We start from the raw sequence: 24,337 nt of genomic DNA, 5'->3' as shown, positions 1-24,337 counted from the left end.
ATATTTATGAATGAATGATTTTTTTAGAAGTAATGTATTTAATGCAGATCCAGGTAATTGGTACCAGCACTGCCGCCAGCACAAAGAAGGAAACGTAACTTGTTTTCGTCATCACAGGAACGGCCCAGGTAGTGATCAGGGTTCCGACTACCGCTGCGGTGCCACCCATGCCAGCTACGGTACCTACATTTTTCCCGTTGAAATAATCGCTGGGTAAGGTCTGCAGGTTGCCGATCAGGAACTGAAAACCGAAAAGGGTCGTGCCAATCAGCACCATGGCCAGGGATGGGTTTGCTTTTAAGCCATCCAGGTTATAGACAATGGCAACCAGGGATACCAGCATAAAACCACAACCAACAGCCACAGAATTTTTTCTTGCTTTAACCGCATCCACTCCCCGTTTTACCTGCCATGAAGAATGATAGCCGCCAAGCAGACTGCCGATTGCGGCAAAGAGGTAGGGTAGCCAGGTAAAGGCACCGATCTGTTTGATGTCGAAGAGAAACTGCTCTTTCAAAAAGGTGGGTAACCAGGTCACAAACAGCCACCATACCGGGTCAATAAAGAATCTGGCCATGATGATGCCCCAGGTATTTCTGAATTTCAATAATTCTCTCCAGCTCAGAACGGGCACCACTTCTACCGAACTGTTACTTTCCGGATCGGTATCGAGGATATAGTTTCTTTCTTTTTCTGTCAGCCATGGATGCTTTTCAGGAGCTGCTTTATTGATGATCAGCCAGGGGATGATCCAGATTAAGCCTAAAGCAGCAATGAGCACAAAGGTCATTTTCCAGCCGAAAACGATGTACAGAAAAGCAATGATAGGGGCGGAAACAACCGATCCCAATGAAGCTCCTGCGCCAAAGATTCCCTGTGCAATGGCCCGTTCTTTTGCCGGAAACCATTCTGCATTGCTCTTGGTTGCTCCGGGCCAGTTGCCTGCTTCAGAAAAACCGAGCATAAACCGGAATAGGTTAAAAGACATCAGCGACCTTGCAAAGGAATGCAGGGCAATGGAAATACTCCAGCCAATGATAGAAATGGTCATTCCCAATCTGGTTCCTACCGCATCCATCAGTTTACCCGTAAAGGTCTGACCCAATGCATAGGCAATCATGAAGAAGGTGGTAATCAGCGCGAGTGCATTTTTATTGTCTGCATCGGCAATCCCGAATTCCTTGTAAATATAAGGCCACATGATGTTAATGGCACTTCTGTCGATATAATTGATCACTGTTGCCAAGGCAATCAGCGCCACAATGTACCACCTTAACCCTTTAATTTTCATAAGCCCAGTCCTTTCAGGAATTCCATGATCTTTTCATTCACCATGGCATTGTCTTCCGCAGAAAATTTACCATGTAAACCGCCTTTTACGGTGATGAATTCGCTTTTAACCCCAATTTCGTCCAGCTTCGCCTTTAAGGCTACCGATTGCTCATAGGGAACGGTAGGATCGGCATCACCATGAACAATAAATACAGGCGGACTGCTTTTCTTTACCTGATACAACGGAGAAACGGATTTCGCAAAGTCTTTGTCGTTGGCTTTGGCACCCAGCCAGCTGCTGGCTGACTTGCTGGTTTTTAATTTACCATAGCCCCAGTCCCAGACATCGGTAATGCCATATTTATCGATAATGGCAGCCACTTTGATGTTTTCTATTCCTCTGCAATTGCCATCAAAAAGGTGGTCATTTTCCATTAAACCTCCCATTAAGGCCAGGTGTCCGCCTGCGGAAGCACCCATGATGACAATTTTGCTGACATCGATATTTAGCTTTTTTGCATTGCTGATCAGGTAGATCAAAGCGCAGCGTGTATCTTCTATAGCTGCAGGTGCTGTAGCTACACCAGTTAGCCGGTATTCAATATTGGCCACCGCGTAACCTTTTTTAAAGAAAGGACTGAAGCCGCCCTGAGATTCTTTAGTTCCTTTATTCCAGCCCCCTCCATGAATGTTGATGACCAAAGGCGAGGCTGCTCCTGTTGTGGGAGGAAAGTACAAATCCAGTTTCCCTTCCCAGCCGTTCACATTGGTATACACCAGGTTGAGCTGTTCATTGAACCCTTTGGGATATTGTACTTTTTTAACCGTTGCCGTGTCTTGTGCGCTAAGACTAAATGTGGTCCATAGCAAAGCGCATAGTATCGTGAGTTTTTTCATTTGAATAGGTTTTAGCTGATCATTTACAAGAAATCTTCCCGGTGCGGGGAGAACACGTCAATGAGGATTCCCGGTTCCAGGCATACACATCCATGAATTTCATGAGGGGGAGCGTAAAAGCCATCTCCTTTTTTCAGGATTCTTTTCTCGTCGCCAATCCTCATTTCAAAGACGCCGCTATCTACATAGGTCACCTGCGAATGGTGGTGTTCATGAAGTACGCCAATGGCTTCAGCTTCAAATTTTGCTTTCACTAACATGATTTTATCGTCGTACCCATAAACCTGTCTTTTGATACCGTTTTTTAGGTCCTGCCATTCTACTTGTTCTTCTATTTGAAATAAATTGCTTTGTAACATGTTGCTTAGTTGATTTTTATGAAGTTTTCTTTGTTGTTGTAATTGATCTGATACTGATAAGTTTTTCCCTTCACTTTAAAAGAAAGAGAGGCCCGGTCCGGATGGTTGGCGGTAACCTGAAGATCAGTAACCTGACTACTTGCTCCGGTCGTGGTTTCATTTACCGGATTGGTTTGTCCATGTGTTTCGGTAATGCTGAAAAAGAGCTGGTCTTTGCTGTCAGTAGAAGAAAGCATAAAGGCTTTGCTTTCCAGCAGACTGAGATCGGGATCATTTGCACCTAAGGACAATAACTTGAGGCTCAGTGGGGCATCGGCTGCAAAATGGACGGTATAAAAACGCTTGTTGTTTAAGATACTGAGGTATCCGCTTTTTCCTGGAACAGCTTGTTCTGCGTTGAGCCAGATGTGTTCATAGCCATATTTACTGCCCAGAGGTTTCAGCTGATCGGTAAATCCTTTGATTTTTGGACTGGCATCTACCAGATGACCTTTATACCAGAAGGGAAGGTCGTATTGATGCGCTTTATCTGAATTTACCCTGAATACGTCGATTAATAATGGTTTTTGAAGTTCTTTGACCTTGAGCAGGGCAGTGGTCCTGTTCATTCGAACGCCGGGATAAGCATGGTTTTCATCTGCACTAAAAATCTGCAGGTCTTTATCAATCTTAAAATAGCTGACCGATGCAGCGGTTTGCTGGGCAAGGTCGGCATTGGCTTTAAAGTTTGAGGTCTGGTCTACAGTTAAGGTATTATGGGCTATGGTTTGCTTAGCCCAGGTCTTATTCTCCGGAAGGTAATCACCCCCTTTTTTGGATTCAATGTTGATGAACCTGGCGGAACCGTAATCGGGGAATATTTCAACGCCATTGTCGTAATACAACAGGTTTAAACGATCAAAATGACCATGGCCCATTCCCTGCGAAGCAGCTTTAAGTACTACGGCCTGCTGGTCTTCATTGCTGCCTGATCTGAAGATACCCAGACCACCCTCCTTGCCGGAAGCACCATCTTTGATCAGCTGGCTCTGATAGGAAAAAGGTTTTGACCTGCCTTCACTCAGGTCTTTTGCAATTTTTAACCCGGCATCAGAAACCACTACTTCTCCTTGTTTTGCTGCAATGTCTAAAAGATCAGGCGAAGCGTTAATGTCTGCATAGGCAATGTCTACTCCGTAAACGAGTTCTGAAGATTCATAGGTTTTGCCTTTAATAGCATCGTTTATCGGGAAGAAGGTCCCATCGGTATAGGTGAGCTGTAAGGAGGTTTGAATGGCTTTCGCAAGCAACTGGTCACGGTATTGGAATATTTTTAGCTCGGGTTGATAATTATTGATGGTCTTGGCAAATAGGATAAAAGGAAGTAAGGCATAGCGTTGATAATAAGGTCCTTCTGTATAATATCCATCGGGCGAGAAAAGCTGATCAACCTGAGCGAGATAACCGGTCTTTCCGTCTTTAGCGGAGCCTTTTAAAGCCATCTGTACGTACTCAGGTTTGTTGATTACATAACCAGTCATGCCTACTGCAGCCACATCCCAGGTGGCATGGTTATGAATTTTGTCGAAAGTCCCGGCACAGTCTACCGTGAAAAATTTTAAGATAGGCTCAAACAGCTTTGATTCAATGGTTTTTCTGTTGCTGGCGGATAAGGCGTCATGAACCAGGTCGTAACTTTGAATGGTGTAGACCTGCCAGACAAAATCGTTGAGGCTTTGCCAGAAAATTCTTCCTCCCTGGTGGCCTTCTTTTCTTTTAGGATGTAGCGGCCATTTTTCATATTCTGCAGCATATTTTAACAGCATCTGTTCTACATAGGCCGCATATTTTTGATCTCCGCTGATCTGATAAGCGATGCCACAGCTGAGCATAGTGCTGTAATTCTTTTTGTGCTGCTCATGGCTTTTTCCGCCTCCGGCCTCTTTGGGTACCGGTACCTCAATGGCTTCCAGAATGGCTTTATCTGCATCGGATTTTATTTTCTTCCAGGACTTTTTAAGCAGGGCATAGGTTTGTACACCTTTTCTTAATGCACCAATATTCTGCTTGCTGAGCATAATGGAAGGATGCTCCTGCGAGAAGGATGAAAGGCTGAAAAAAAGGCAAATAAGTGCCCATACCAACTTTTTTAAGTAGTTCATAATGATGTTAAGAAGATTAAAATTTGCGGCTTATGCCATTTTTTCTGAGGGCGTCTTTATCTAATTACCATGTACAATCTTTTGTGCGGCAAATCCCGCTTTACTAATCTGGAACATGTCGTTTAAATGTGCAGCTACTGCATTTTCAGCGGCATCAATATCCTGTTCCTGTATTGCTTTTAAAATTTTTCTATGTTCATCGATGGCGAGTATACCACGGTTATCCCCGCATATTTTATTTTCTACGATGCTTTTAATGAGGTCTGGAATCAGAATCAGGATCATGGATTCAATCACAGAGTTTTTAGAGGCCTTAGCAATGCAGATGTGAAAAATCATGTCTTCTTCCACCGCATTCTGGTTGGCATTTACTTTGGCTTCATAATCTAATAAAGCTTCGTTCAGACTAATCAGGTCCTGCTCTGTTCTTCTCTCTGCTGCAAGTTTTACCGCATCAAGCTCCAGGTAATATCTGGCTTCCAGAAGGGCATTGAAATCTTCTTTATTGAATTTTATGATATCGGTAATGATGCTGTCCAGAACTTTGATGCTTAAACCGGATACATAGGTGCCACTTTGAGGATTGGTTTTGAGTAATCCATAAAACTCCAGTTTTAAAATGGCTTCGCGAACATAACTGCGGCCTACACCAAACTTCTCGGCAAGAAGCCTTTCAGCAGGAAGGCGGTCGCCGGGTTGAAGCTGCCCGGAAGTAATGAGTTGTTTGAGCTGCCCGATTATTTTATCTACGGGAGTCTCCACCTCTATAGATTTGATGGTTTCTATAAATGATTTCATAAGATATATTTGGTTTACCAATTATTGGTTTACCAAATCTATAAAATAAAATCATTAATCAAAAATTATTTGAAGGCAGTAGGAATGGGGAAAGATAGTGAGGCAAAATCAGGAATGTTAATTGGGTTCCAGGGTTAAAGGGCGGCTTTTTCGGGGATAGGAATAACTATATTTTTTACCAGGGAATAATCTTTGTCTTCATAATTCCATTCCAGCGTCATCTTCCATTTACCTTTTTTTATTCCGTCCAGAGAAATCTCTAAAATACCCTCTGGATCACTTTTAAGGTATTTTATGATGGCAGGATCCTTTATTTTATCCCTGTTAACAAAGAAGGCTTTAACTGCTACCTGATGTTCAAAACACATATTAATCTTTGCCATGTTATGATAATTAGATCAAACAGAATTTCAATAAGAAAGCGCAAATAATAAACCATTGAGACCTTAAATTGTTTGCCGGTTTAATTAATAACTGCTTCTTTATCAGTAGATATGTAACGTTGTTTTTACCGGGTAACCTGAAATCTTCAGGATTCCTGACTAAAAACCAGCAGCATTTTTCTTTGGCTTTTGTTCGATAAGGACGGTTAACCGGAACGTACCATGAACGTATACGGAACGTAGCATGAACGTCCTGAGCAATCCTCAGACGTTCATGCTACGTCTCAGGTCTGTTTTCAGGATGTTCCGTGTAACCGCCCTGACCGAAGGATGATCAGGTTTGCTGTTGATTCTTTTGGCTGATATTATGTAAAACTTTCCCGAAATCCTATAAAATTGTTCGGCAGTCCGGGACTTACCTTTGTGTTAGAATCTAATTAAGATACGTCATGAAAGAAAATATAGAAACCCTGACCTTGCCCGTTTTAGGAATGACCTGTGCCTCTTGTGCCACCAGTGTCCAGTCTATGATTGGCGCTCAGGAAGGGGTGGAACATGCGGAAGTGAATTATGCCACACAATCTGTAAAAGTAACTTACCATCCGGACCAGGTACAGCCTGCAGCTTTTCAAAAAGCAGTTCAGTCCATTGGATATGACCTGATCCTGGAAGTAGAAGGGGCAAAGGAGAAACAGGAAGAACTACAAAAGAACAATTATGAGTCTTTAAAAAAGAGGATGATTGCTTCTTCTGTCCTGGCGATACCGGTAGTCATCATCGGAATGTTGTTTATGGACATGCCTAACGGTAATTATTATATGTTGGCACTGACCACGCCGATCCTGTTTATTTTTGGAAGGAACTTCTTCATCAATGCTTGGAAACAGGCACAGCATGGAAAAGCAAATATGGATACCCTGGTCGCCTTAAGTACGGGAATTGCCTATATTTTTAGTGTATTCAATACTTTTTACCCGGAATTCTGGCATTCCAGAGGTTTACATCCTCATGTGTACTTCGAAGCAGCAGCAGTGGTCATTGTCTTTATTATGCTGGGGAAACTGCTCGAAGAAAAGGCAAAATCCAATACTTCATCGGCGATTAAAAAACTCGTTGGCTTACAACCAAAAACCGTGCTTCTGGTTACCGAAGATGGAGAAAAAGAAATTCCGGTAGCCGATGTACATATCGGAGATCTGCTCATGGTCCGTTCGGGAGAAAAAATTCCGGTAGATGGGGTTGTTTACTCGGGAAGTTCTTATGTGGATGAAAGCATGATTACCGGAGAGCCGGTGGCGGTATCCAAAATGGAGGGCGACAAAGTCTTCGCGGGTACGATCAATCAAAAAGGAACTTTCCGCTTTAAAGCAGAAAAGGTAGGCGGGGAAACCATGCTTGCCCAGATTATAAAATTAGTTCAGGATGCCCAGGGCTCAAAAGCACCGGTGCAGAAACTGGTAGATAAGATTGCAGGAATCTTTGTTCCGATTGTGATGCTTATCGCGGTACTGACGCTGGGGGCCTGGTTACTTTTAGGTGGAGAACATGCCTTTACTCATGGTCTTCTGGCAATGGTGACTGTATTGGTGATTGCCTGTCCTTGTGCGTTAGGGCTGGCCACACCTACAGCCATTATGGTTGGAATAGGGAAAGGTGCCGAAAGTGGTATCCTGATTAAAGATGCGGAAGCTTTGGAACTGGGCTATAAGGTAAATGCGGTAATCCTGGATAAAACCGGTACAATTACAGCCGGAAAGCCGGAAGTGACCGCACTGGAATGGGCTGGAAACCTCCCTGAAGAAAAAGGAACATTATCTGAAGTTCTGATGGCACTGGAACATGCCTCTGAGCATCCGCTTGCGGAAGCAATTGTGGGTCATCTGAAAGCAGCAGGAATAAAACCTGCAGAAATCAGTGGCTTTGAAAGCTTAACCGGAAAAGGAGTGGAAGGGGAATTCAAGGGTACAAAATACTGGGCAGGAAGCCATAAGATTTTAAAAGATCAGCAGATCGGGGTTTCTAAAGAATTGGAAAGCAGGGTGCTGCAATTGCAGGAACAGGCACAAACCGTGATTTATCTGGCCAATGCCACACAGGTCCTGGCCATAGTAGCCATTGCAGACCAGGTTAAAGAAGGATCAGCTAGAGCGGTAGCTGCCTTAAAAGCGCAGGGAATAGCGGTATATATGTTAACCGGTGATAACCAGCATACTGCAGCTTCAGTTGCTAAATATGCAGGGATTGACCATTTCAAAGCCGAAGTATTGCCCTCAGATAAAGCTGACTTTGTGAAGGAATTACAGGCTCAGGGAAAAGTAGTGGCGATGGTAGGTGATGGGATCAACGACAGTCAGGCATTGGCTCAGGCAGATGTTTCGATTGCCATGGGCAAGGGATCTGACATTGCGATAGATGTGGCCAAGATTACCCTGGTTTCTTCGGATCTGCAACAGGTGCCTAAAGCGTTGAGGCTTTCCAAATTAACGGTACGAACCATCAGACAGAACCTGTTCTGGGCCTTTATCTACAACCTGATCGGTATTCCTATTGCAGCGGGTCTGTTATATCCATTCAATGGATTTTTACTAAACCCGATGATTGCAGGGGCTGCAATGGCGCTGAGTTCGGTATCAGTAGTGGGAAATAGCCTGAGGTTAAAACTCTCTAAATTAAGTTAATCAATATCAATCATAATTAAATAATTCAAATGGAAACGTTAAAATTCAAAACCAATATCAAATGTTCAGGCTGTATTGCCACTGTTACTCCACATCTGAATAACCTGCCGGAAATCTCTAAATGGGAAGTGGATACGGTTGACCCGGATAAAATACTAACGATAGAAGGATCGGAATCTCTGGATGCCCAGGTCATTAAAGACACGCTGAGTAAAGCAGGATATACAGCTGAAAAAATATAAAACGATTACCTGCTCATGAAAATTAATCATCTGGTATGGTAAATTTAAAAGGAGAAACCGGAATTTCAGGTTTCTCCTGATTTATTTAGCATATTTGCCAGCAACACCATTTTCTATTCCTGATGATGAAAAAAATTGGAGCTTTAAGTTTTGCCGCATTTTACCTGATGTTAACCACAGGGATGTTTGTGTGCATGCTTCATTGTTCCGGTCGGTCTTTATTCGTTCCCGAAAAGACGCATTGCAGCGCCGCTAAAAAGGAAACAGGACTTCACAAAAAATCTGCGGCAGATCACAAATCCTGCGGAGCGTCGAAAGCTGCAGATTGCTGTGACGGACATGGAGAATATGTGATCAAGGAAAACATCAAAAGAACGATAGCTGATGAACTAAAGGTACCCGCCATGTTGCTGGCCATTAGCCTGTCTTCTTTTCCTGATTTACTGGTTCCGGACCTGCTGACCGGCAGGGAAAAATGGAACCCGGATACCGGACACCCTCCGGACCGGAAAACACCGCTTTATCTTTCAAACAGGGTACTCCTGATCTGATTCAAATCTCCTGGTTTAGGAAGCTGAAGTATAGGATACTTTGTGCAACCATGATCTGAAATTGAATTGTTATCAAGCCTGAATACTCATGTTATTACACATCAAAAATATGGTTTGCGGCCGTTGCACTATGGCGGTCCGCCAACTAATGGAAAATTTAAATTTCCGGGTTTCTGACCTTACGCTGGGAACCGTACAGATACACCCCGAACCAGACGGCCAGCAATTGGAGAATATTGCCGCGTCGCTGAAAATGCTGGGATTTGAATTGATAGATAAGGAAAAAGATCAGCTGGTAGAGCGGATCAAGAATGTGATCATTGAACTGGTGCACCATTCTGATCTGGCGAATCTGGAGCAAAGTATAGCCAGCATTATTGCCGGCCGCATCAACCGGGATTATACTTTTCTCAGTCGCCTGTTTTCTGATTCAGAAGCACTGACGATCGAAAAGTTTATCATCCATCAGAAAATAGAAAAAGTAAAGGAACTGATCGGATATGGGGAAATGAACATCAATGAGATTTCCGTGAAAATGGGCTACAGCAGCAGCGCTCACCTATCGGCACAGTTCAAGGCAATTACCGGTCTTTCTCCAAGTAAATTTAAATCTGCCGGAAGTCCGGGACGTACACCAATAGATAAAATTTAAACTCAATTTCCGAATTTTATAAAATAATTCCGTAATTATATAAAAATATAAGGGCGTAATTTTTAAACTTTGAACCTTAAATGAAAAGAACTCTGCTGACCATACTTGCTGTCTTCTACCTGGGTGTTTCCAGTGGGGCGACACTGCATTTCCATTATTGTATGGGAGAGCTGGTGAGCTGGGGTTTTGATCAGCAAAATAAAGACATCTGCGGGCTTTGTGGAATGCCGAAAGGAAAATCCAAACCCAAAACAAAATCTTGCTGTGAGGATGAAAAACAACAGCCGAAAGTAGATAAGTCTCAAAAGGCCAATACACCGATTTATGAGTTCAATGCCGCTTTATCGGCAGTCATCCTCCCTTCTTTATTTGTAAATTACAAACTGGAGATCCCTGTTAAAATCACCAGGGAAGCATGGAGCAATGCACCTCCCGACGGCAATAAAATTCCCGTCTTCCTGAAAAACTGTACCTACAGAATATAATACCCTTTCCTTTTATTTCCAGACGCATCCGCGTCATGGTTATGACACTGTCGTAACCCATTTTTTATTACATCCATTTTCTTAAATAATAACATTATGAAATCATTGAGATTCCTTCCGGCGGTCGTATTGACCTTCCTTAGCATTGGCGTATTTGCGCAAACCAAAGTTGACACCATTAAAGTTTCAGGTAACTGTTCCATGTGTAAAAGAACCATTGAAACTGCGCTTAAAGTGCCCGGCGTAACTACAGCAAGCTGGAGCCCGGAAACAAAAATGCTGAAGGTAAATTATGATGCTGCAAAAATTACCAACGAAGAAATACAGAAAAAGGTAGCCGCAGCAGGTTACGATACCCCAAAATTTAAAGCGCCTGATGAGGTGTATGATAAGCTTCATGGCTGCTGCCAGTATGACCGCGAAGGCGCAGAAAAACTTCCGGTTAAGGCGGGGAAAAAACACTAATCCGGAATCACCATCATTAACATAAAGAAATGGTACATAAAATTATAGAATGGTCAATGCGCAACCGGTTTATTGTACTGGTGCTTTCTGCGGGGCTGTTTATCTGGGGCATTTATGCCGTGAAGAAAAACCCCATAGATGCGATTCCTGACCTCTCAGAAAACCAGGTGATTGTATTTACAGAATGGATGGGCCGTTCGCCACAACTGATTGAAGATCAGATCACCTATCCGCTGGTCACCAATTTGCAGGGGATTCCTAAGATTAAATATGTTCGTGGTTCTTCCATGTTTGGGATGAGCTTTATCTACGTCATCTTTGAAGATGATGTGGATGTATACTGGGCAAGAGAACGGGTATTGGAAAGGATCAGTACGATATCCAGAACCCTGCCTGAAGGGGTTGCCCCTCAGCTTGGACCGGATGGAACGGGGGTAGGACATGTGTTGTGGTATACGTTGGATGCTCCGGATATGGATCTGGGAGAACAGCGGGCCATCCAGGACTGGTACGTGAAGTTTGCCTTGCAAACGGTACCGGGTGTAAGTGAAATTGCTTCTTTTGGCGGATTCCAGAAACAATACCAGATTTCGATAGATCCCAACAAGCTCCTTTATTATAAGCTGTCTGCCCCGGAGGTGATTGCAGCAGTACGAAGCAATAACAACGAATCGGGAGGCCGGAAGTTTGAAATGAGTGATATGGGCTATATCATCAAGACCTCCGGATACCTCAAGTCCATAAAGGAAATCTCAGACATTCCGGTGAAAAACCAAAATGGTACGCCGATCCGGATTTCGGACCTGGCAACAGTGCAGATGACCGGAGAAACGAGGCTTGGCATCTTTGATCAGAATGGAGAAGGGGAACGTGCAGGTGGGATCGTCGTCATGCGTTACGGCGAAAACGCAGCCGAGGTGATTGAAAAAGTAAAGGCTAAAATGAAAGAAGTATCGAAAGGATTGCCTAAAGGGGTGAAATTCGATATTGTATACGATCGTGGGGAGCTGATTAAAGAAGCGGTGGATTCCATCACACATACCCTGATTGAAGAAATGATCGTGGTTTCGATCATCGTGATCATTTTCCTTTTCCATTGGAGAAGCGCATTGAGCATCATCATTCAGATCCCGATCACGATTGCAGCAAGCTTTATCCTGCTGAATGCCTTTAACATTTCCTCCAACATCATGTCGCTGACCGGGATTGCGCTGGCCATCGGGGTGATCGTCGACAATGGGATTATCATGAGCGAAAATGCCTACAAACATCTTGCAGAACGTTATGCGATCTGGGAACAGGATCAACAAAAAACAACTGAATCATGATCAAGTGGATAAAAAATAGATTCCGTAAATCTCCGGATTGGATTACGGAAGAAGATCGCCTCGCGGTGATTACCAAATCCAGCAAACAGGTGTCCAGAGGCGTATTTTTTGCCACGGTCATCATCATTACTTCCTTCCTTCCGGTATTTATGTTAACCGGACAGGAGGGCAAATTATTCCATCCCCTGGCTTTTACCAAGACTTTCATCATGATTGTCGATGCCTTGCTGGTGATCACGCTTGCCCCGGTTTTGATTTCCTTTTTTATGAAAGGAAAATTCAGACCGGATCATGCAAACCCGGTAAACCGGGTGCTGGAAAAAGTATATGAACCGGTGATCAGGGTGGTCCTGAACTGGAGAAAAACAACATTGGCAGTCAATATCATTGCTTTATTGATCACCATTCCGCTGTTAAAAAACTTAGGTACAGAATTTATTCCGCCATTGGATGAACAGAGTATCCTGTTTATGCCGGTAACACTGCCGGATGTTTCCAATGCGGAAGCCAAAAGGATTTTACAGGTGCAGGACAAGATTATTAAATCGGTCCCTGAGGTAGATAAAGTTTTGGGAAAAGCAGGAAGGGCCAATACGGCGACCGACAATTCCCCGATCAGTATGATCGAAACGATCATCACCCTGAAGCCCAAAAAAGAATGGAGGGAAGGGGTAACGAAAAAGGACATCATCAATGAACTGGATGCCAAACTGCAGATTCCGGGAGTAGTGAACGGCTGGACCCAGCCCATCATCAACAGGATCAATATGCTGGCTACGGGAATCAGGACGGATGTTGGGATTAAGGTCTTCGGACAAAATCTGGATACCATCGCTTCCGTTTCAGAGCGGGTAAAAGCAGCATTGGAAGGAACAGCAGGTGTAAGTGACCTTTTTGTGGAACCGATTACAGGAGGTAAATACCTTTCTATTGATGTGAAACGTGAAGAACTGGCACGCTATGGCCTGAATGTGGATGATGTCAACCAGATTGTGGAAACGGCATTGGGTGGGGCTACGATCGGGAATACCATCGAAGGACGCCAGCGCTTTTCCATCAGTGTGCGTCTGGCCCAGGAATACAGAAACAGCATCGAAAGGATCAAACGCATCCCGGTACAGTCTAAAGGTTTTGGCGAAATTCCACTCTCTGCGGTTGCAGAGGTTAAATTCGAAGATGGTCCGCCAATGATCAGTTCCGATAATGCGATCCTGAGGGGTGCAGTTATGTTTAACGTGAGGGACAGGGACCTGGGAAGCACGGTACAGGATGCAATGGAAAAGCTGAACAAAGAAAAAGGAATACTTCCGGAAGGCTATTTTCTGGAATGGAGCGGACAATATGAAAACCTGATCAGGGGAAAACAGACACTGATGTGGATTGCTCCGGTAGTGCTGGTGATCATTTTCTTCTCTTTATACTTTGCCTTTCATTCTGTCAGGGAAGCTTTTCTAAGTCTGATCACGGTTCCTTTCGCTTTAATTGGTGGAGCATACATGATCTGGTTCTGGGATGTAAACCTTTCGGTAGGGGTTGCAGTAGGTTTTATTGCCTTGTTTGGAATCGCGGTGGAGACGGGAATTGTGATGGTCATCTACCTCAATGATGCCATGCAACAACTGATCAAATTGAAAGGAAATTCCAGCGAAACGATTACCAAAGCAGATTTAAGAGAATATGTGATTTTTGGGGCAGCAAGAAGGTTGAGACCAAAGCTGATGACGGTCTGTGTGTCGCTGTTTGGATTGGTACCGGTATTATGGGCCACAGGAGTAGGGGTAGATGTGATGCAGCCCATCGTCTTGCCGATGATCGGGGGAGTGCTGACTTCTTCTACGCATATCCTGCTGGTGACCCCACTGATCTTTTTAATGTCTAAAGAATACGAATTGAGAAAATATGGAAAACTGGAGGTGCATGATGTACAACATTAAGCGAATGATATGGCTGATTTGCCTGCTTCCTTTTTATTCGGCAGCACAGCAAAAACCAGTCCTTTCACTGGACACCATCCTGAACAGGATAGACCAGAATAATTTACTGCTGCAGTCGTATGGATTGAAAGCAGAAAGCTATAAACATACCGCCAAAGCGGCAACAGCCTGGATGGCCCCGATGGTTGGTGTCGGGACATTTATGACGCCATACCCGGGACAGGAAATGATGGACGACCGGGATAAGGGTTCCATCATGCTGCAATTTGAGCAGGATATTCCAAATCCGGTAAAGCTGAATGCGAACCGCAAGTTCATCGAGTCTAAAGGAAATGTAGAAAATGCAACCAGAGGGGTAACGCTGAACGAATATAAAGCCCAGGCGAAACGCCTGTATTTTACCTGGCTGGTGGCGATTCAGAAGATCTCGGTTTTGCAGAAGAACGAGAAGATCATGCAAACGATGAAAAAGATCGAAGAGATCAGGTATCCTTATAACCAGTCGAAACTGGGAAGTGTATATAAGGCTACGGCAAAGATTGAAGAAAACAGAAACATGATCCGGATGCAGGAAGGCGATATGGCCAAATCCAGGGCCTGGTTAAACAGCCTGATGAACAATCCCGGAAACATGGATTTTGCAATCGACTCTGCTTATCAGCCACAATACGTACCGGCAGCTTTAATTGATACGGCCAGTCTGGCAATGGTGAGAAAGGATATTAAAAAGATGGACTACAGTATCCATTCCATGAAACTGAATATTGAGGCCATGAAAAAACAGAGCCGGCCGGACTTTAAACTCCGCTTTGACCACATGTCGCCCTTAACTAAAATGATGCCCAAAGCCTTTAGTGTAATGGGGATGGTGAGTATTCCGATTGCTCCATGGTCTTCGAAAATGTATAAATCTGAAGCAAAAGGAATGGCTTACGAAGTGCTGGCCATGGAAAAGGAAAAATCAGCTATGCTGCAGGAAACGCAGGGAATGCTTTACGGGATGCAGTTTGAAATCCAGTCGATGCAAAAACGGATCGAAGCAATGGAAGATAAGATCATTCCTACCCTTCAGAAAACAATGGATGTCAGCTTCCTTAGCTATCGGGAGAACAAAATGGAACTTCCGGAAGTGATCGGAACCTGGGAGGCATTAACAATGATGCAAACCAGCGTACTGGATGAGAAACTTAAACTTTATTTAATGATCGTAGATTATGAGAAAGAATTATATCGTTAAGTCCGGAGCGTTGATTTTCCGGGTCTTTATGATCCCGGGGATTCTGGGAATGCTGCTGATCAGCTCCTGTAAGGAGAAAAAGAAAGACCATCATGATCCTGGAACGGTAAAAATTGACAGCAACCTTTCTCATTTGCTGAAACCTTCAAATGAACAGGTGGTATCTGCATTGCCGGTCATCAAAGCGACTTATGGTGCGAAAATTTTTACGGAGGAAGTTCAGGGAATCATTAACTATGATGCCAGAAATGAGCAGAACATCTCCAGCAAAGTTAGCGGGCGGATAGAGCGTCTATGGATAAAATACAATTATCAGCCGGTTAAAAAAGGACAGCTGATCATGGAAATTTATTCTCCGGACCTCGCAGCGGCACAACAGGAACTCTTGTTTATTCACCGTAGCGGAAATGATCCGGTGATGCTGGCACAGGGAAAACAGCGCCTGATCCTTTTAGGGATGACGCCTTCAGGAATCAGTAACTTATTAAAAACAGGAAAACCAGCTTACCGGATTCCGGTATACAGCAATGCCTCGGGATATATCCTGGAGAAAACAGCAGCAGCTTCAGTTACAGCCCCCCAGGCTCCCTCAGCTGCTGCTCCTTCAGGTGGTGATGGCATGAGCAACATGAGCGGACCGGCCTCATCAGGGGCTCCGGCTCCGGCAGCGGTACCGGTAGCTGCTCCGGTACTATTGAGAGAAGGACAATATGTAAGTGCGGGAGCTTCCCTTTTTACGATTTATAGTTCGGATCGCCTGGTGGCGGAGTTTTCATTGAAAGCAGCTTTTGCGGCGCACATTAAAAAAGGTAAAAAGTTCATCTTTTATAAAACTGCGGATAAGTCGGAAAGCCAGACGGCAGAGATCGGACTCATTCAGCCCACTTTTAAAAACGGAGAGAACTTTACCATTGCCCGGGCATATCTTGGGAACCCGACCATTAAACCTGGTCAGCTCGTGACGGCCAGAATTCCGGTGTTGCTCCAGGCTTCCTGGTGGTTGCCGGAACCTGCAGTGTTATCGGTAGGAAATAAGCGGGTCATCTTTAAGAAAGAAGGAAATGTATTTCTTCCTAAAGCGGTCAATGCGGGCATTACTATCGGAGGAATGGTTCAGATCAACCAGGATATCAGCGACTGGAACATCAGCAAAAATGCGGCTTATCTGGTAGACAGTGAGAGTTTTATTAAAATGACAGAAAATAATCAGCATTAAGGATATGGAACGGAAACTATTTATACAAAAATTCGCCTTGCTGGCCCTGGTTCCATCGGTATTTATTGCCGCCTGCAGTAGCGAAGAAAAGAAAACCGGAGAGGCGAAAGCGGTTAAAAAACAGACTTTTACCTGTCCCATGCACCCGCAGGTGATTAAGGAAGAGATGTCGACCTGCCCAATCTGCGGAATGGACCTGGTGCCTTTTGAAAAGAACAGTAATGAAAAGGCATTGACAGTAGATGAGAAGCGTCAGGCCCTGGCCAACATTACCACCATGGTGATTGGCGTTAATAACCTGTCGGGCGCAAAACAACTGAACGGACGCCTGACCGTAGACCCGGAACAAAGCAGTTATATTTCCAGCCGCATTGCCGGCCGGATAGAACAATTATACATCCGGGAAACCGGTGTAGTGGTAAAAAAAGGCCAGCCTTTATATCAATTGTATTCCGAGCAGCTGGCTACTTTACAACAGGAATACCTGATGGCGGTAGCTCAGGAGAAACAATTTCCGGGAGAAAAAATAGAAAAGCAGATTGTTGAATCTGCAAAACAAAAACTGTTGCTGTATGGGCAATCTGCCGGGCAGGTGCAGCAACTGCTGCACACGCAGAAGAAAAATCCTTACGTCACTTTCTTTGCCCCTGAAAGTGGGGTAGTGGCAGAACTTTATGTGAATCAGGGTCAGTATGTGACCGAAGGAGGTCCGATTCTTCGACTGGAGGGTTATGGGAATTTATGGGTGGAAGCCGATGTATATCCCAACGAAGCAAAAGGAATCAAAGAAGGACAAAGGGTAAAGGTGGTGATTCCGGGTTGGGAAGACCAGCCCCAGGAGATGACCATCAGTTTCATAACCCCTGCGTTACAATCCGGAACACAGCTGACCCAGATCCGGGGGAGCATTTCAAATCCAAATCATCAGTGGCAACCGGGTGCTCAGGCCAATGTTTTTCTTCCTTCCGGAAGCAACAGCGCAGTGCTGACTTTACCGGTAGATGCGGTGATCAGAGATGGCAAAGGAATGCATGTCTGGATCAAAAAAGGGAAGGATAGCTTTGAGCCTAAACGGGTAAACACAGGAGAAGAGAACGACAATCAGGTGGAAATCACTGCCGGCTTGCAGAATGGGGAGCAGGTAGTGGTAACGGGAGCTTACCTGTTGTACAGTGAATATATCCTGAAAAAAGGTAAAAATCCTGTTGAAGGCCTAAAGATAAGCGGATAACAACACATAAATTATAAACCATTAAACAATTTAAAAAATGAAAACAGTTAGAAATTTAGCATTTACCATCGCCACAGTAACGCTATTTGCAGCATGCGGAAATACACAGAAGCCGGCAGAAGAAAGTCATGATGGCCATGATCATGCAAAAGAATCCGCTGCGGGAACTACTGCCACTGCAGGCGGTGTATCTTTAAAAGATGACCGGCTAAACGCAGTTTATCCGCATTACCTGAAGTTGAGTACGGCATTGATCGCCGGTGATGTGGCAGAAGCAAAAGTAGCTGCTCAGGCAGTGGAACTGGGCGCAAAAGAACTTGGAAATGGAGCTGCCTTACTTGCGTTGACCAGCAAAATCAGCAATGCTTCAGATCTTGAAGTTCAAAGAACAGCTTTTGCTGCATTGAGTGCTGATTTTATTGAAAGGGTAAAAGCCTCGGGAGTCAATTCAGGAGAAATATATGTAGAGTATTGCCCGATGGCAATGAATGATAAAGGTGCTTCCTGGTTGAGCAATGATAAGGACATTAAAAATCCTTATTATGGAGCGTCAATGCTGACCTGCGGAGAAGTTAAAGAAACCATCAAATAAAAGGATTGGGTATTGCGGTCCGAAGGACCGCAATATTATAAAAACAAGGTCTTGTTGTCCATCAGGTATTGCAGCGATTCTACTACGATCTGCCGCGGTGGTTTTGGGTTAAACCCCAATTCTGTACGGGCCTTGCTGATGTCGAAATTCTGTTGCAATCCGGAAAACATGGCGAGGTCATTTACAGATAACAAGGGTGCCGTCCCTTTAATTTTACCGCCGATCTCCATCAGCCAGGCAATCAGGTACAATATTCCTTTCGGAACAGAGGCTGGCATTTTGATGCCCAGTTCAGGATATAATTCTTTGGCAATCGCCGTAACTTCCTGAATTCCCATGCATTGCTCATTGGCCAGGATGTAACGTTCCCCGTTTCTTCCCCTTTGTGCAGCCTGATAGAGTCCTTCCGCTACATCTTTAACATCAACCCAGTTCAGGGTAATTTTGGTGTCTACGGGAATTTCCTTGTTCAGGACCAGTTTTAAAATGCCATAGGATACACTTAGCGGAGGAAGGGCGACCTGACCAATCATGGCGGAGGGCATCACTGAAACGAGTTCTATCCCATGTTTTGCGGAGAGTTCAAAAGCGAGCTGCTCACCGTCGTTTTTTGAGTTGTAATACCAGTTCCGGCGGTCGGGATTATAGCCATTGCTTTCCCGGGTAGGAAGCCGGGTATAGTCTAATGCGGCAATGGAACTGACATAAATGATCTTTTTTACGCCGGCTTCTTTGGCTGCTTCGATGCAAAGTCTGGTTCCTTCCATATTCACCTCGTAGATTTCCTTTACCGGATTTTTAGCCCATAACTTAAAAGAAGCGCCAACGGAATAAAAGGTATGTACGCCCTCCAGCGCATGAACCATAGATTTTTTATCGGTGATGTCTGCTTTTACAAGTTGAGCTGTAAGTCCTTTAAAAGGGCTGGTGTTGGACAGGTCACGCACGGAAGCGCGAACATTGATTCCTTTATTCAGCAAGGCACGGACCAGGTTGTTTCCCAGATGCCCGTTGGCACCGGTAACCAGAGAAAGAGGTGTATTTTCCATTTGTTTATTTTTATAAAACAAAGGTCTGCTACCTGATTTCTAATCTACCTAACCTAGGTTAGGAAATGAGCTGTCTTCGGATTCTGCTGAGGCTTTCCGGCTTAATGCCGATAAAGGAAGCAATGATTTGCAGGGGAACCTGCTGAATCAGCCCGGGCGATTCATTCAATAGTTTCAAATACCGTTGTTCTGCCGAAAGTGTGAGTATATCTCTGGTCCGCTGTTCGTTATAGACGATAGACTGGTCATAGATCTTACGACCGGCCTCGGCCCATTTAGGACTCCGTTCATATAAAAGGTCCAGGTCCTTCCTGCTGATTCGGAGTACGGAACAGGCCGTGATGCATTCCACAATTTCTATAGACCTGCGCTGAGCCATAAAACTGCCAAAGGAAGTGATAAAACCATTCGGACAATTGATATGGCTGGTAACAGCCTCTCCATCATGATAATAATACACCCGGATGAATCCGGTATTGATAAAATATAAGTACCCGGGAATACTGTTCTCTTCCACCAATACACTTCCTTTTTTTAAGGTTACCGGATGAAAGAGCTGCTCAATCAGGGCCTTGTCCGTGTTTTCTGCATTTGCATATTCCGGAAAGAGGTTTAAGATTTTGTGATAAGGATCTTTCATCGGGATGTTTGTTTTTGTAATTGGTACTGGCTGTAAATTTGGTTAAAGATATTAGATATTATGATAAACTCTTCTAAGGGTTTACATGAAGAAATCTTCATATTCTTTATTTTGATAAGACGTACCTTTATCTGAAATCAGGTACTTGCTTATCCTATAAAAAAATGAAGCGATTTAAATTCTTTGTTCCCTTCCTCCGCGAAAACGGAAAAATTATATCCAGTTATGTGTTCAGTCTCTTTTTCATCGGACTGATTATATGGTTCATTAAACAGCAGCGTGGGGAGATACATGAGGTTAAAGGATTGCTGCTAACAGCCCAATGGTTCTGGTTGTCGATCGGGATTGCTTTGAGCGTGCTCTACGTTTTTATTCATGGCATGATGTACCGCTCTTCCTTTGCTGCGGTATCCAGTAGAATCTCCATCGCTGATGGTACTTTACTCTATTTAAAACGCAATTTCGTCAGCGTTTTTTTACCTGCCGGAGGAGTTTCTTCGCTGGCTTTTTTCAGTACTGCCATAGAACAGAAAGGGGTAAGCAAATCCCAGATTAATTTTGCCTCTTCCATTTATGGTTTTGTAGGCATCTTGTCGGTACTGGTGATCGCAATTCCTGTATTTATTTATGCGATTTTGCAGGGCAGTATCGGATATGGAGAGTGGTTTGGGCTGATTGCGGCAATCTTACTCATTGCGGGCATTTATCTGCTTTACCGCTCGGTGATTCATAAAGGAAGTTTTTACCGGTTTGTGGTCAGGTACATTCCGGTAATAGAGGTCTATGCTGCGGAATTCAGAAACAACCAGATTGAGCGGAAACATTTCATCTCCACCTTTCTGTACAGTAGCCTGATTGAGATCGTAGGGATCGTACATATTTATATTGCCATGCTGGCACTGAATATTCCTGCTTCCTGGATCATTGCCATTATCAGCTACATTGTGGCAGTGGTATTTCTGATCATTTCCCCTTTTTTAAGGGGGCTGGGAGCAGTAGAAGCTTCCATGACTTTTATCCTGACCCGTCTGGGCTATTCGGCACCGGAAGCAGTGTCCATTACCTTTCTTTACCGCTTCATGGAATTCTGGATCCCCATGGGGCTTGGTGCCATGAGCTTTCTTTTCCGGATCAATAAACTCTTAATGCGGGTGGTTCCGGCATTGTTCCTTTTATTGCTTGGGCTGATCAATGTCGTTTCTGTGCTCACTCCGGCAATCCATGAAAGGCTGAGGTTTCTGAAAGATTTTATCCCTGTGGAAGCGATTACGGCCTCCAATTATTTTGTTCTTGTGGCCGGATTGTTCCTGCTGATTACGGCGGCATTTATGTTGAAAGGGCTGCGCATGGCCTGGTATTTTGGCCTAGCCCTTTGTCTGCTTTCCTTCATCGGACACATCACCAAGGCCATTGATTATGAAGAAGCAGGATTCTCCCTGCTGGTGATCCTGATCCTCATTGGTTCCAGAAAGGAGTATTATGTGAAACATAATTCGAGGTTGAGGTCTTTTGGGATACAAACTACCTTACTGAGTATCCTTGGGATTCTGGTTTATGGAATACTGGGCTTTTATTTTCTGGATAAAAACCATTTCGGTATCGATTTCAGTTGGTCACAATCCATCAGGTATACTTTAGAAAACTTTGTGCTGATCGGAAATGAGGATCTGGTGCCTCTGGACCATTTTGCAAAAGGCTTTTTATATTCGATTAACATCAGTGGTTTCCTCTCTATAGGCTTTCTGATCTATACCCTGATCAGGCCATACATGATGAAAAACAATACTGAAGAAGAAGAATTTGAACAGGCAAAACAATTGCTGGAGCAATATGGAAATTCGGCAGTGGACTATTTTAAAACGTATCGGGATAAGCTGATCTATCGGACTGAAGCACTGGAAGGTTTTATCGCTTACCGCATTGCCGGAAATTTTGCGGTGGTACTGGAATGTCCGGTTTGTGAGGCGGCTTTGAGAACGGCCTTTATCAAAGATTTTGACCGTTATTGTTTTGAAAACGGAATGAAAAGTCTGTATTACCGCGTTCCGGAAGAAAGTCTGGAAGATTTTATGGCTCTGGGAAAGAAAAAGCTTTTCCTCGGACAGGAAGGAGTGCTGGACCTGGCTGGTTTTTCTTTGGAAGGAGGAAGCCGAAAGTCCATCCGCAATGCCTTGAAGAAGGTGTCCGATCAGGGTTTTCATACCCGGATCTATGAAGCTCCGGTTAAAGATGGCCTGTTGCAAAAATTAAAATCCGTTTCAGACGAATGGCTGGAGGGTACGGAAAGAGAAGAGATTGTTTTTTCTCAGGGGATGTTTAATTGGGAAGAGCTGAAAGCCCAGACCATTATTACGGTGGAAAATGCCGAAGAGAAAATCGTGGCATTCCTGAACGTCATTCCGGATTATGTGAAAGGAGAGGGGACCTACGACCTAATCCGTAAAACGACAGATGCTCCGAACGGAATCATTGATTTCATTATGGTGGGCCTGTTTAATCACCTGAAAGAACAAGGATGTATAGCAGTAAATCTTGGTTTTGCACCCTTGTCGGGCTTAATGGCCCCTCATAATTTCCCGGAAAGGTCGATGAAGTTTGCCTATGAAAAAATCAGGTCATTCTCTCATTATAAAGGCCTGCGGGCAGCCAAAGAAAAGTTCTCCCCGCAATGGCACAACAGGTATTTGATCTATGACCATGATTTTGATTTATTGCAGGTGCCTGCAGCATTAACTAAAGTGATTAAACCTTAAAAAGATGAGAAGATTTGCGATCGTATCCCTCTTACTGATCCTTTTGTGCAGTCCGGCTTTTGCCATGGGGCCGATCGATCAGATTTCCTACGGTAAGTTTGGTAAAATTACGGTGTATCATCCTGAAAAAGCACCTGTTTCTGTGGTCCTTTTTGTTTCGGGTGATGGGGGATGGAAGGATGCAGTAGTGCCGATGGCTAAAACTATGGCCGCTGAAGGGGCATTGGTGCTGGGAATTGATGCCCGGCACTATGCCTATTATTTGTCTAAAGTCTCTGCAGCCTGCCTTTATCCTGCTGCTGATTTTGAGGAACTGAGCTTATCGGTCCAAAAGAAATACAAATTGCCGGGTTATCACAAACCGATTTTAATGGGCTACTCTTACGGTGCCGTACTCATTTACGGAACGCTGGTACAGGCACCGGCAAATACGTTCAGTGGAGGAATTGCATTGGGCTTTTCTCCGGATATCAACCTTCGGAAACCGCTGTGTAAAGGGAATGGGCTGAATCAGCATGTGCTTAAAAAAGGGACCTCTTATTACCTGGAAAGTACAAAAAGTCTGACCGCACCTTTTTTCGTGTTAAACGGGGAGCAGGACCTGAGTTGTTCTTTTGATGAAGCGGAAGCTTTTCTAAAAGGAATGCCCATGACCGAACTGATTGCTTTGCCGAAAGTGGGACACGGCTTTCTCCATGATGCCGACTGGCAGCCGGAGCTGAGAAATGCCTATCAGAAAATCTTAAAGACGCCGGCTTTTGCGGAACAAAAAAACGGAACGCTGAGCAACCGGCAAATCAGGCCTTATACAGGAGATATGCCCCTGACATTGGTGCCTTCGGTGAGAAAAAATAACCTTCCGATGGTATTTATGATCTCCGGGGATGGCGGATGGACCGGCTTTGACCAGTCGCTGGCCGAATCCCTGGCCTCTCGGGGCTTTTCTGTAATCGGACTGGATGCACAGAAGTATTTCTGGAATGCCAAAACCCCGGACTATTGCGCCGCTGATATCAGTAGCGCTTTAACACATTATCGGGAAGAGCTGGGAAAGGATAATTTTATCCTGGCAGGTTATTCTTTTGGGGCATCCGTTGTCCCTTTTGTGGCCAACAGGTTGCCTCAGGGATTGAAAACACAGCTGAAAGCAGTGGTGTCTCTTTCTCCGGATGTTACAGCTGATTTTGAGATTCATCTGATCGACCTTTTAAATTTCGGACACGCGAAAGAGCAGTATGATGTCATCAGAGAGATGAAACGTATCAAAACAACAGATCCCGTTTCCATCTTCGGGACGGGCGAAGGAAACGGGATAAAAAGTAAATTTATAAATAATGGATTAAAAGTCATTACCGTTGCCGGAGACCATCATTTTAATAAGGACTATGCTTCCTTATCAGCGACTTTCTTAAAGCAGGTATCTGAATAAAACAG

General features: G+C 44.3%; 22 protein-coding genes. 14 read left to right on the top strand and 8 right to left on the bottom strand.

The window, feature by feature from the left end; genetic code table 11:
* Nucleotides 1-4: 4 nt before the first annotated feature.
* The 6 genes from BFS30_RS00320 to BFS30_RS00295 form a co-directional block, all read right to left on the bottom strand.
* Nucleotides 5-1,291, bottom strand: a complete 1,287-nt coding sequence (locus BFS30_RS00320) for an MFS transporter (protein ID WP_069377448.1) — start codon at nucleotides 1,289-1,291, stop codon at nucleotides 5-7.
* Nucleotides 1,288-2,169, bottom strand: a complete 882-nt coding sequence (locus BFS30_RS00315; protein WP_069377447.1) for an alpha/beta hydrolase — start codon at nucleotides 2,167-2,169, stop codon at nucleotides 1,288-1,290. Before BFS30_RS00315 ends, BFS30_RS00320 begins: the two co-directional genes overlap by 4 nt.
* A gap of 23 nt (nucleotides 2,170-2,192) precedes the next feature.
* Entirely contained in the window at nucleotides 2,193-2,528 is a 336-nt protein-coding gene (locus BFS30_RS00310; RefSeq protein WP_069377446.1) for a cupin domain-containing protein, read from the bottom strand.
* A gap of 5 nt (nucleotides 2,529-2,533) precedes the next feature.
* Nucleotides 2,534-4,669 (bottom strand): heparinase II/III domain-containing protein, encoded by a 2,136-nt coding sequence (locus BFS30_RS00305; protein ID WP_069377445.1) that lies wholly within the window; start codon nucleotides 4,667-4,669, stop codon nucleotides 2,534-2,536.
* 60 nt (nucleotides 4,670-4,729) lie between these two features.
* Nucleotides 4,730-5,467, bottom strand: coding sequence for a FadR/GntR family transcriptional regulator (locus BFS30_RS00300; RefSeq protein ID WP_069377444.1), 738 nt, complete (start codon nucleotides 5,465-5,467; stop codon nucleotides 4,730-4,732).
* Between the two features lie 134 nt (nucleotides 5,468-5,601).
* Nucleotides 5,602-5,850, bottom strand: a complete 249-nt coding sequence (locus BFS30_RS00295; RefSeq protein WP_069377443.1) for a hypothetical protein — start codon at nucleotides 5,848-5,850, stop codon at nucleotides 5,602-5,604.
* Between the two features lie 449 nt (nucleotides 5,851-6,299).
* On the opposite strand from BFS30_RS00295, the gene BFS30_RS00290 reads away from it, so the two are divergent.
* The 12 genes from BFS30_RS00290 (at nucleotide 6,300) to BFS30_RS00235 (ending at nucleotide 18,461) form a co-directional block, all read left to right on the top strand.
* The gene (locus tag BFS30_RS00290) at nucleotides 6,300-8,528 is read left to right on the top strand and encodes a heavy metal translocating P-type ATPase (RefSeq protein WP_069377442.1); all 2,229 of its coding nucleotides are present in this window, start codon (nucleotides 6,300-6,302) and stop codon (nucleotides 8,526-8,528) included.
* A gap of 29 nt (nucleotides 8,529-8,557) precedes the next feature.
* The gene (locus tag BFS30_RS00285; protein ID WP_069377441.1) at nucleotides 8,558-8,770 is read left to right on the top strand and encodes a heavy-metal-associated domain-containing protein; all 213 of its coding nucleotides are present in this window, start codon (nucleotides 8,558-8,560) and stop codon (nucleotides 8,768-8,770) included.
* Nucleotides 8,771-8,892: 122 nt separating this feature from the next.
* The gene (locus tag BFS30_RS00280) at nucleotides 8,893-9,321 is read left to right on the top strand and encodes a hypothetical protein (protein WP_069377440.1); all 429 of its coding nucleotides are present in this window, start codon (nucleotides 8,893-8,895) and stop codon (nucleotides 9,319-9,321) included.
* 148 nt (nucleotides 9,322-9,469) lie between these two features.
* Nucleotides 9,470-9,973, top strand: coding sequence for a helix-turn-helix domain-containing protein (locus BFS30_RS00275; protein WP_237028681.1), 504 nt, complete (start codon nucleotides 9,470-9,472; stop codon nucleotides 9,971-9,973).
* 80 nt (nucleotides 9,974-10,053) lie between these two features.
* Nucleotides 10,054-10,458, top strand: a complete 405-nt coding sequence (locus BFS30_RS00270; protein WP_069377438.1) for an HYC_CC_PP family protein — start codon at nucleotides 10,054-10,056, stop codon at nucleotides 10,456-10,458.
* A 96-nt stretch (nucleotides 10,459-10,554) separates the two neighbouring features.
* Nucleotides 10,555-10,923 (top strand): heavy-metal-associated domain-containing protein, encoded by a 369-nt coding sequence (locus tag BFS30_RS00265; protein ID WP_069377437.1) that lies wholly within the window; start codon nucleotides 10,555-10,557, stop codon nucleotides 10,921-10,923.
* 29 nt (nucleotides 10,924-10,952) lie between these two features.
* Nucleotides 10,953-12,251: an efflux RND transporter permease subunit gene (locus tag BFS30_RS28110; protein WP_069377436.1), complete on the top strand. Its 1,299-nt coding sequence runs from the start codon at nucleotides 10,953-10,955 to the stop codon at nucleotides 12,249-12,251.
* Entirely contained in the window at nucleotides 12,248-14,185 is a 1,938-nt protein-coding gene (locus tag BFS30_RS28105; RefSeq protein ID WP_069377435.1) for an efflux RND transporter permease subunit, read from the top strand. Before BFS30_RS28110 ends, BFS30_RS28105 begins: the two co-directional genes overlap by 4 nt.
* Nucleotides 14,169-15,422, top strand: coding sequence for a TolC family protein (locus BFS30_RS00250; RefSeq protein ID WP_237028680.1), 1,254 nt, complete (start codon nucleotides 14,169-14,171; stop codon nucleotides 15,420-15,422). Before BFS30_RS28105 ends, BFS30_RS00250 begins: the two co-directional genes overlap by 17 nt.
* Nucleotides 15,400-16,638 carry an efflux RND transporter periplasmic adaptor subunit gene (locus BFS30_RS00245; protein WP_069377433.1) on the top strand — a complete coding sequence of 413 codons (1,239 nt, stop codon included), beginning with the start codon at nucleotides 15,400-15,402 and terminating at the stop codon, nucleotides 16,636-16,638. The genes BFS30_RS00250 and BFS30_RS00245 overlap by 23 nt, the downstream gene beginning before the upstream one ends.
* 4 nt (nucleotides 16,639-16,642) lie before the next feature.
* Nucleotides 16,643-17,869 (top strand): efflux RND transporter periplasmic adaptor subunit, encoded by a 1,227-nt coding sequence (locus BFS30_RS00240; RefSeq protein ID WP_069377432.1) that lies wholly within the window; start codon nucleotides 16,643-16,645, stop codon nucleotides 17,867-17,869.
* A gap of 37 nt (nucleotides 17,870-17,906) precedes the next feature.
* Nucleotides 17,907-18,461 carry a DUF3347 domain-containing protein gene (locus BFS30_RS00235; protein ID WP_069377431.1) on the top strand — a complete coding sequence of 185 codons (555 nt, stop codon included), beginning with the start codon at nucleotides 17,907-17,909 and terminating at the stop codon, nucleotides 18,459-18,461.
* A gap of 35 nt (nucleotides 18,462-18,496) precedes the next feature.
* Here BFS30_RS00235 and BFS30_RS00230 read toward each other — a convergent pair whose 3' ends face one another.
* Nucleotides 18,497-19,510 (bottom strand): NAD-dependent epimerase/dehydratase family protein, encoded by a 1,014-nt coding sequence (locus BFS30_RS00230; protein ID WP_069377430.1) that lies wholly within the window; start codon nucleotides 19,508-19,510, stop codon nucleotides 18,497-18,499.
* Nucleotides 19,511-19,568: 58 nt separating this feature from the next.
* Nucleotides 19,569-20,150: a Crp/Fnr family transcriptional regulator gene (locus BFS30_RS00225; protein WP_069377429.1), complete on the bottom strand. Its 582-nt coding sequence runs from the start codon at nucleotides 20,148-20,150 to the stop codon at nucleotides 19,569-19,571.
* Nucleotides 20,151-20,314: 164 nt separating this feature from the next.
* Between BFS30_RS00225 and BFS30_RS00220 the strand changes: the two genes are divergently transcribed.
* On the top strand, nucleotides 20,315-22,903 hold the full coding sequence (locus BFS30_RS00220) for a phosphatidylglycerol lysyltransferase domain-containing protein (RefSeq protein WP_083251879.1): 2,589 nt from the start codon (nucleotides 20,315-20,317) through the stop codon (nucleotides 22,901-22,903).
* A gap of 4 nt (nucleotides 22,904-22,907) precedes the next feature.
* Nucleotides 22,908-24,332 carry an AcvB/VirJ family lysyl-phosphatidylglycerol hydrolase gene (locus BFS30_RS00215; protein WP_069377428.1) on the top strand — a complete coding sequence of 475 codons (1,425 nt, stop codon included), beginning with the start codon at nucleotides 22,908-22,910 and terminating at the stop codon, nucleotides 24,330-24,332.
* Nucleotides 24,333-24,337 lie beyond the last annotated feature (5 nt).

The sequence above is a fragment of the Pedobacter steynii genome (genome assembly GCF_001721645.1).
GTDB classification, from domain to species: Bacteria; Bacteroidota; Bacteroidia; order Sphingobacteriales; family Sphingobacteriaceae; genus Pedobacter; species Pedobacter steynii_A.
Note: the sequence above shows the minus strand (reverse complement) of the source record. Positions and strands in the feature narration are given on the sequence as shown.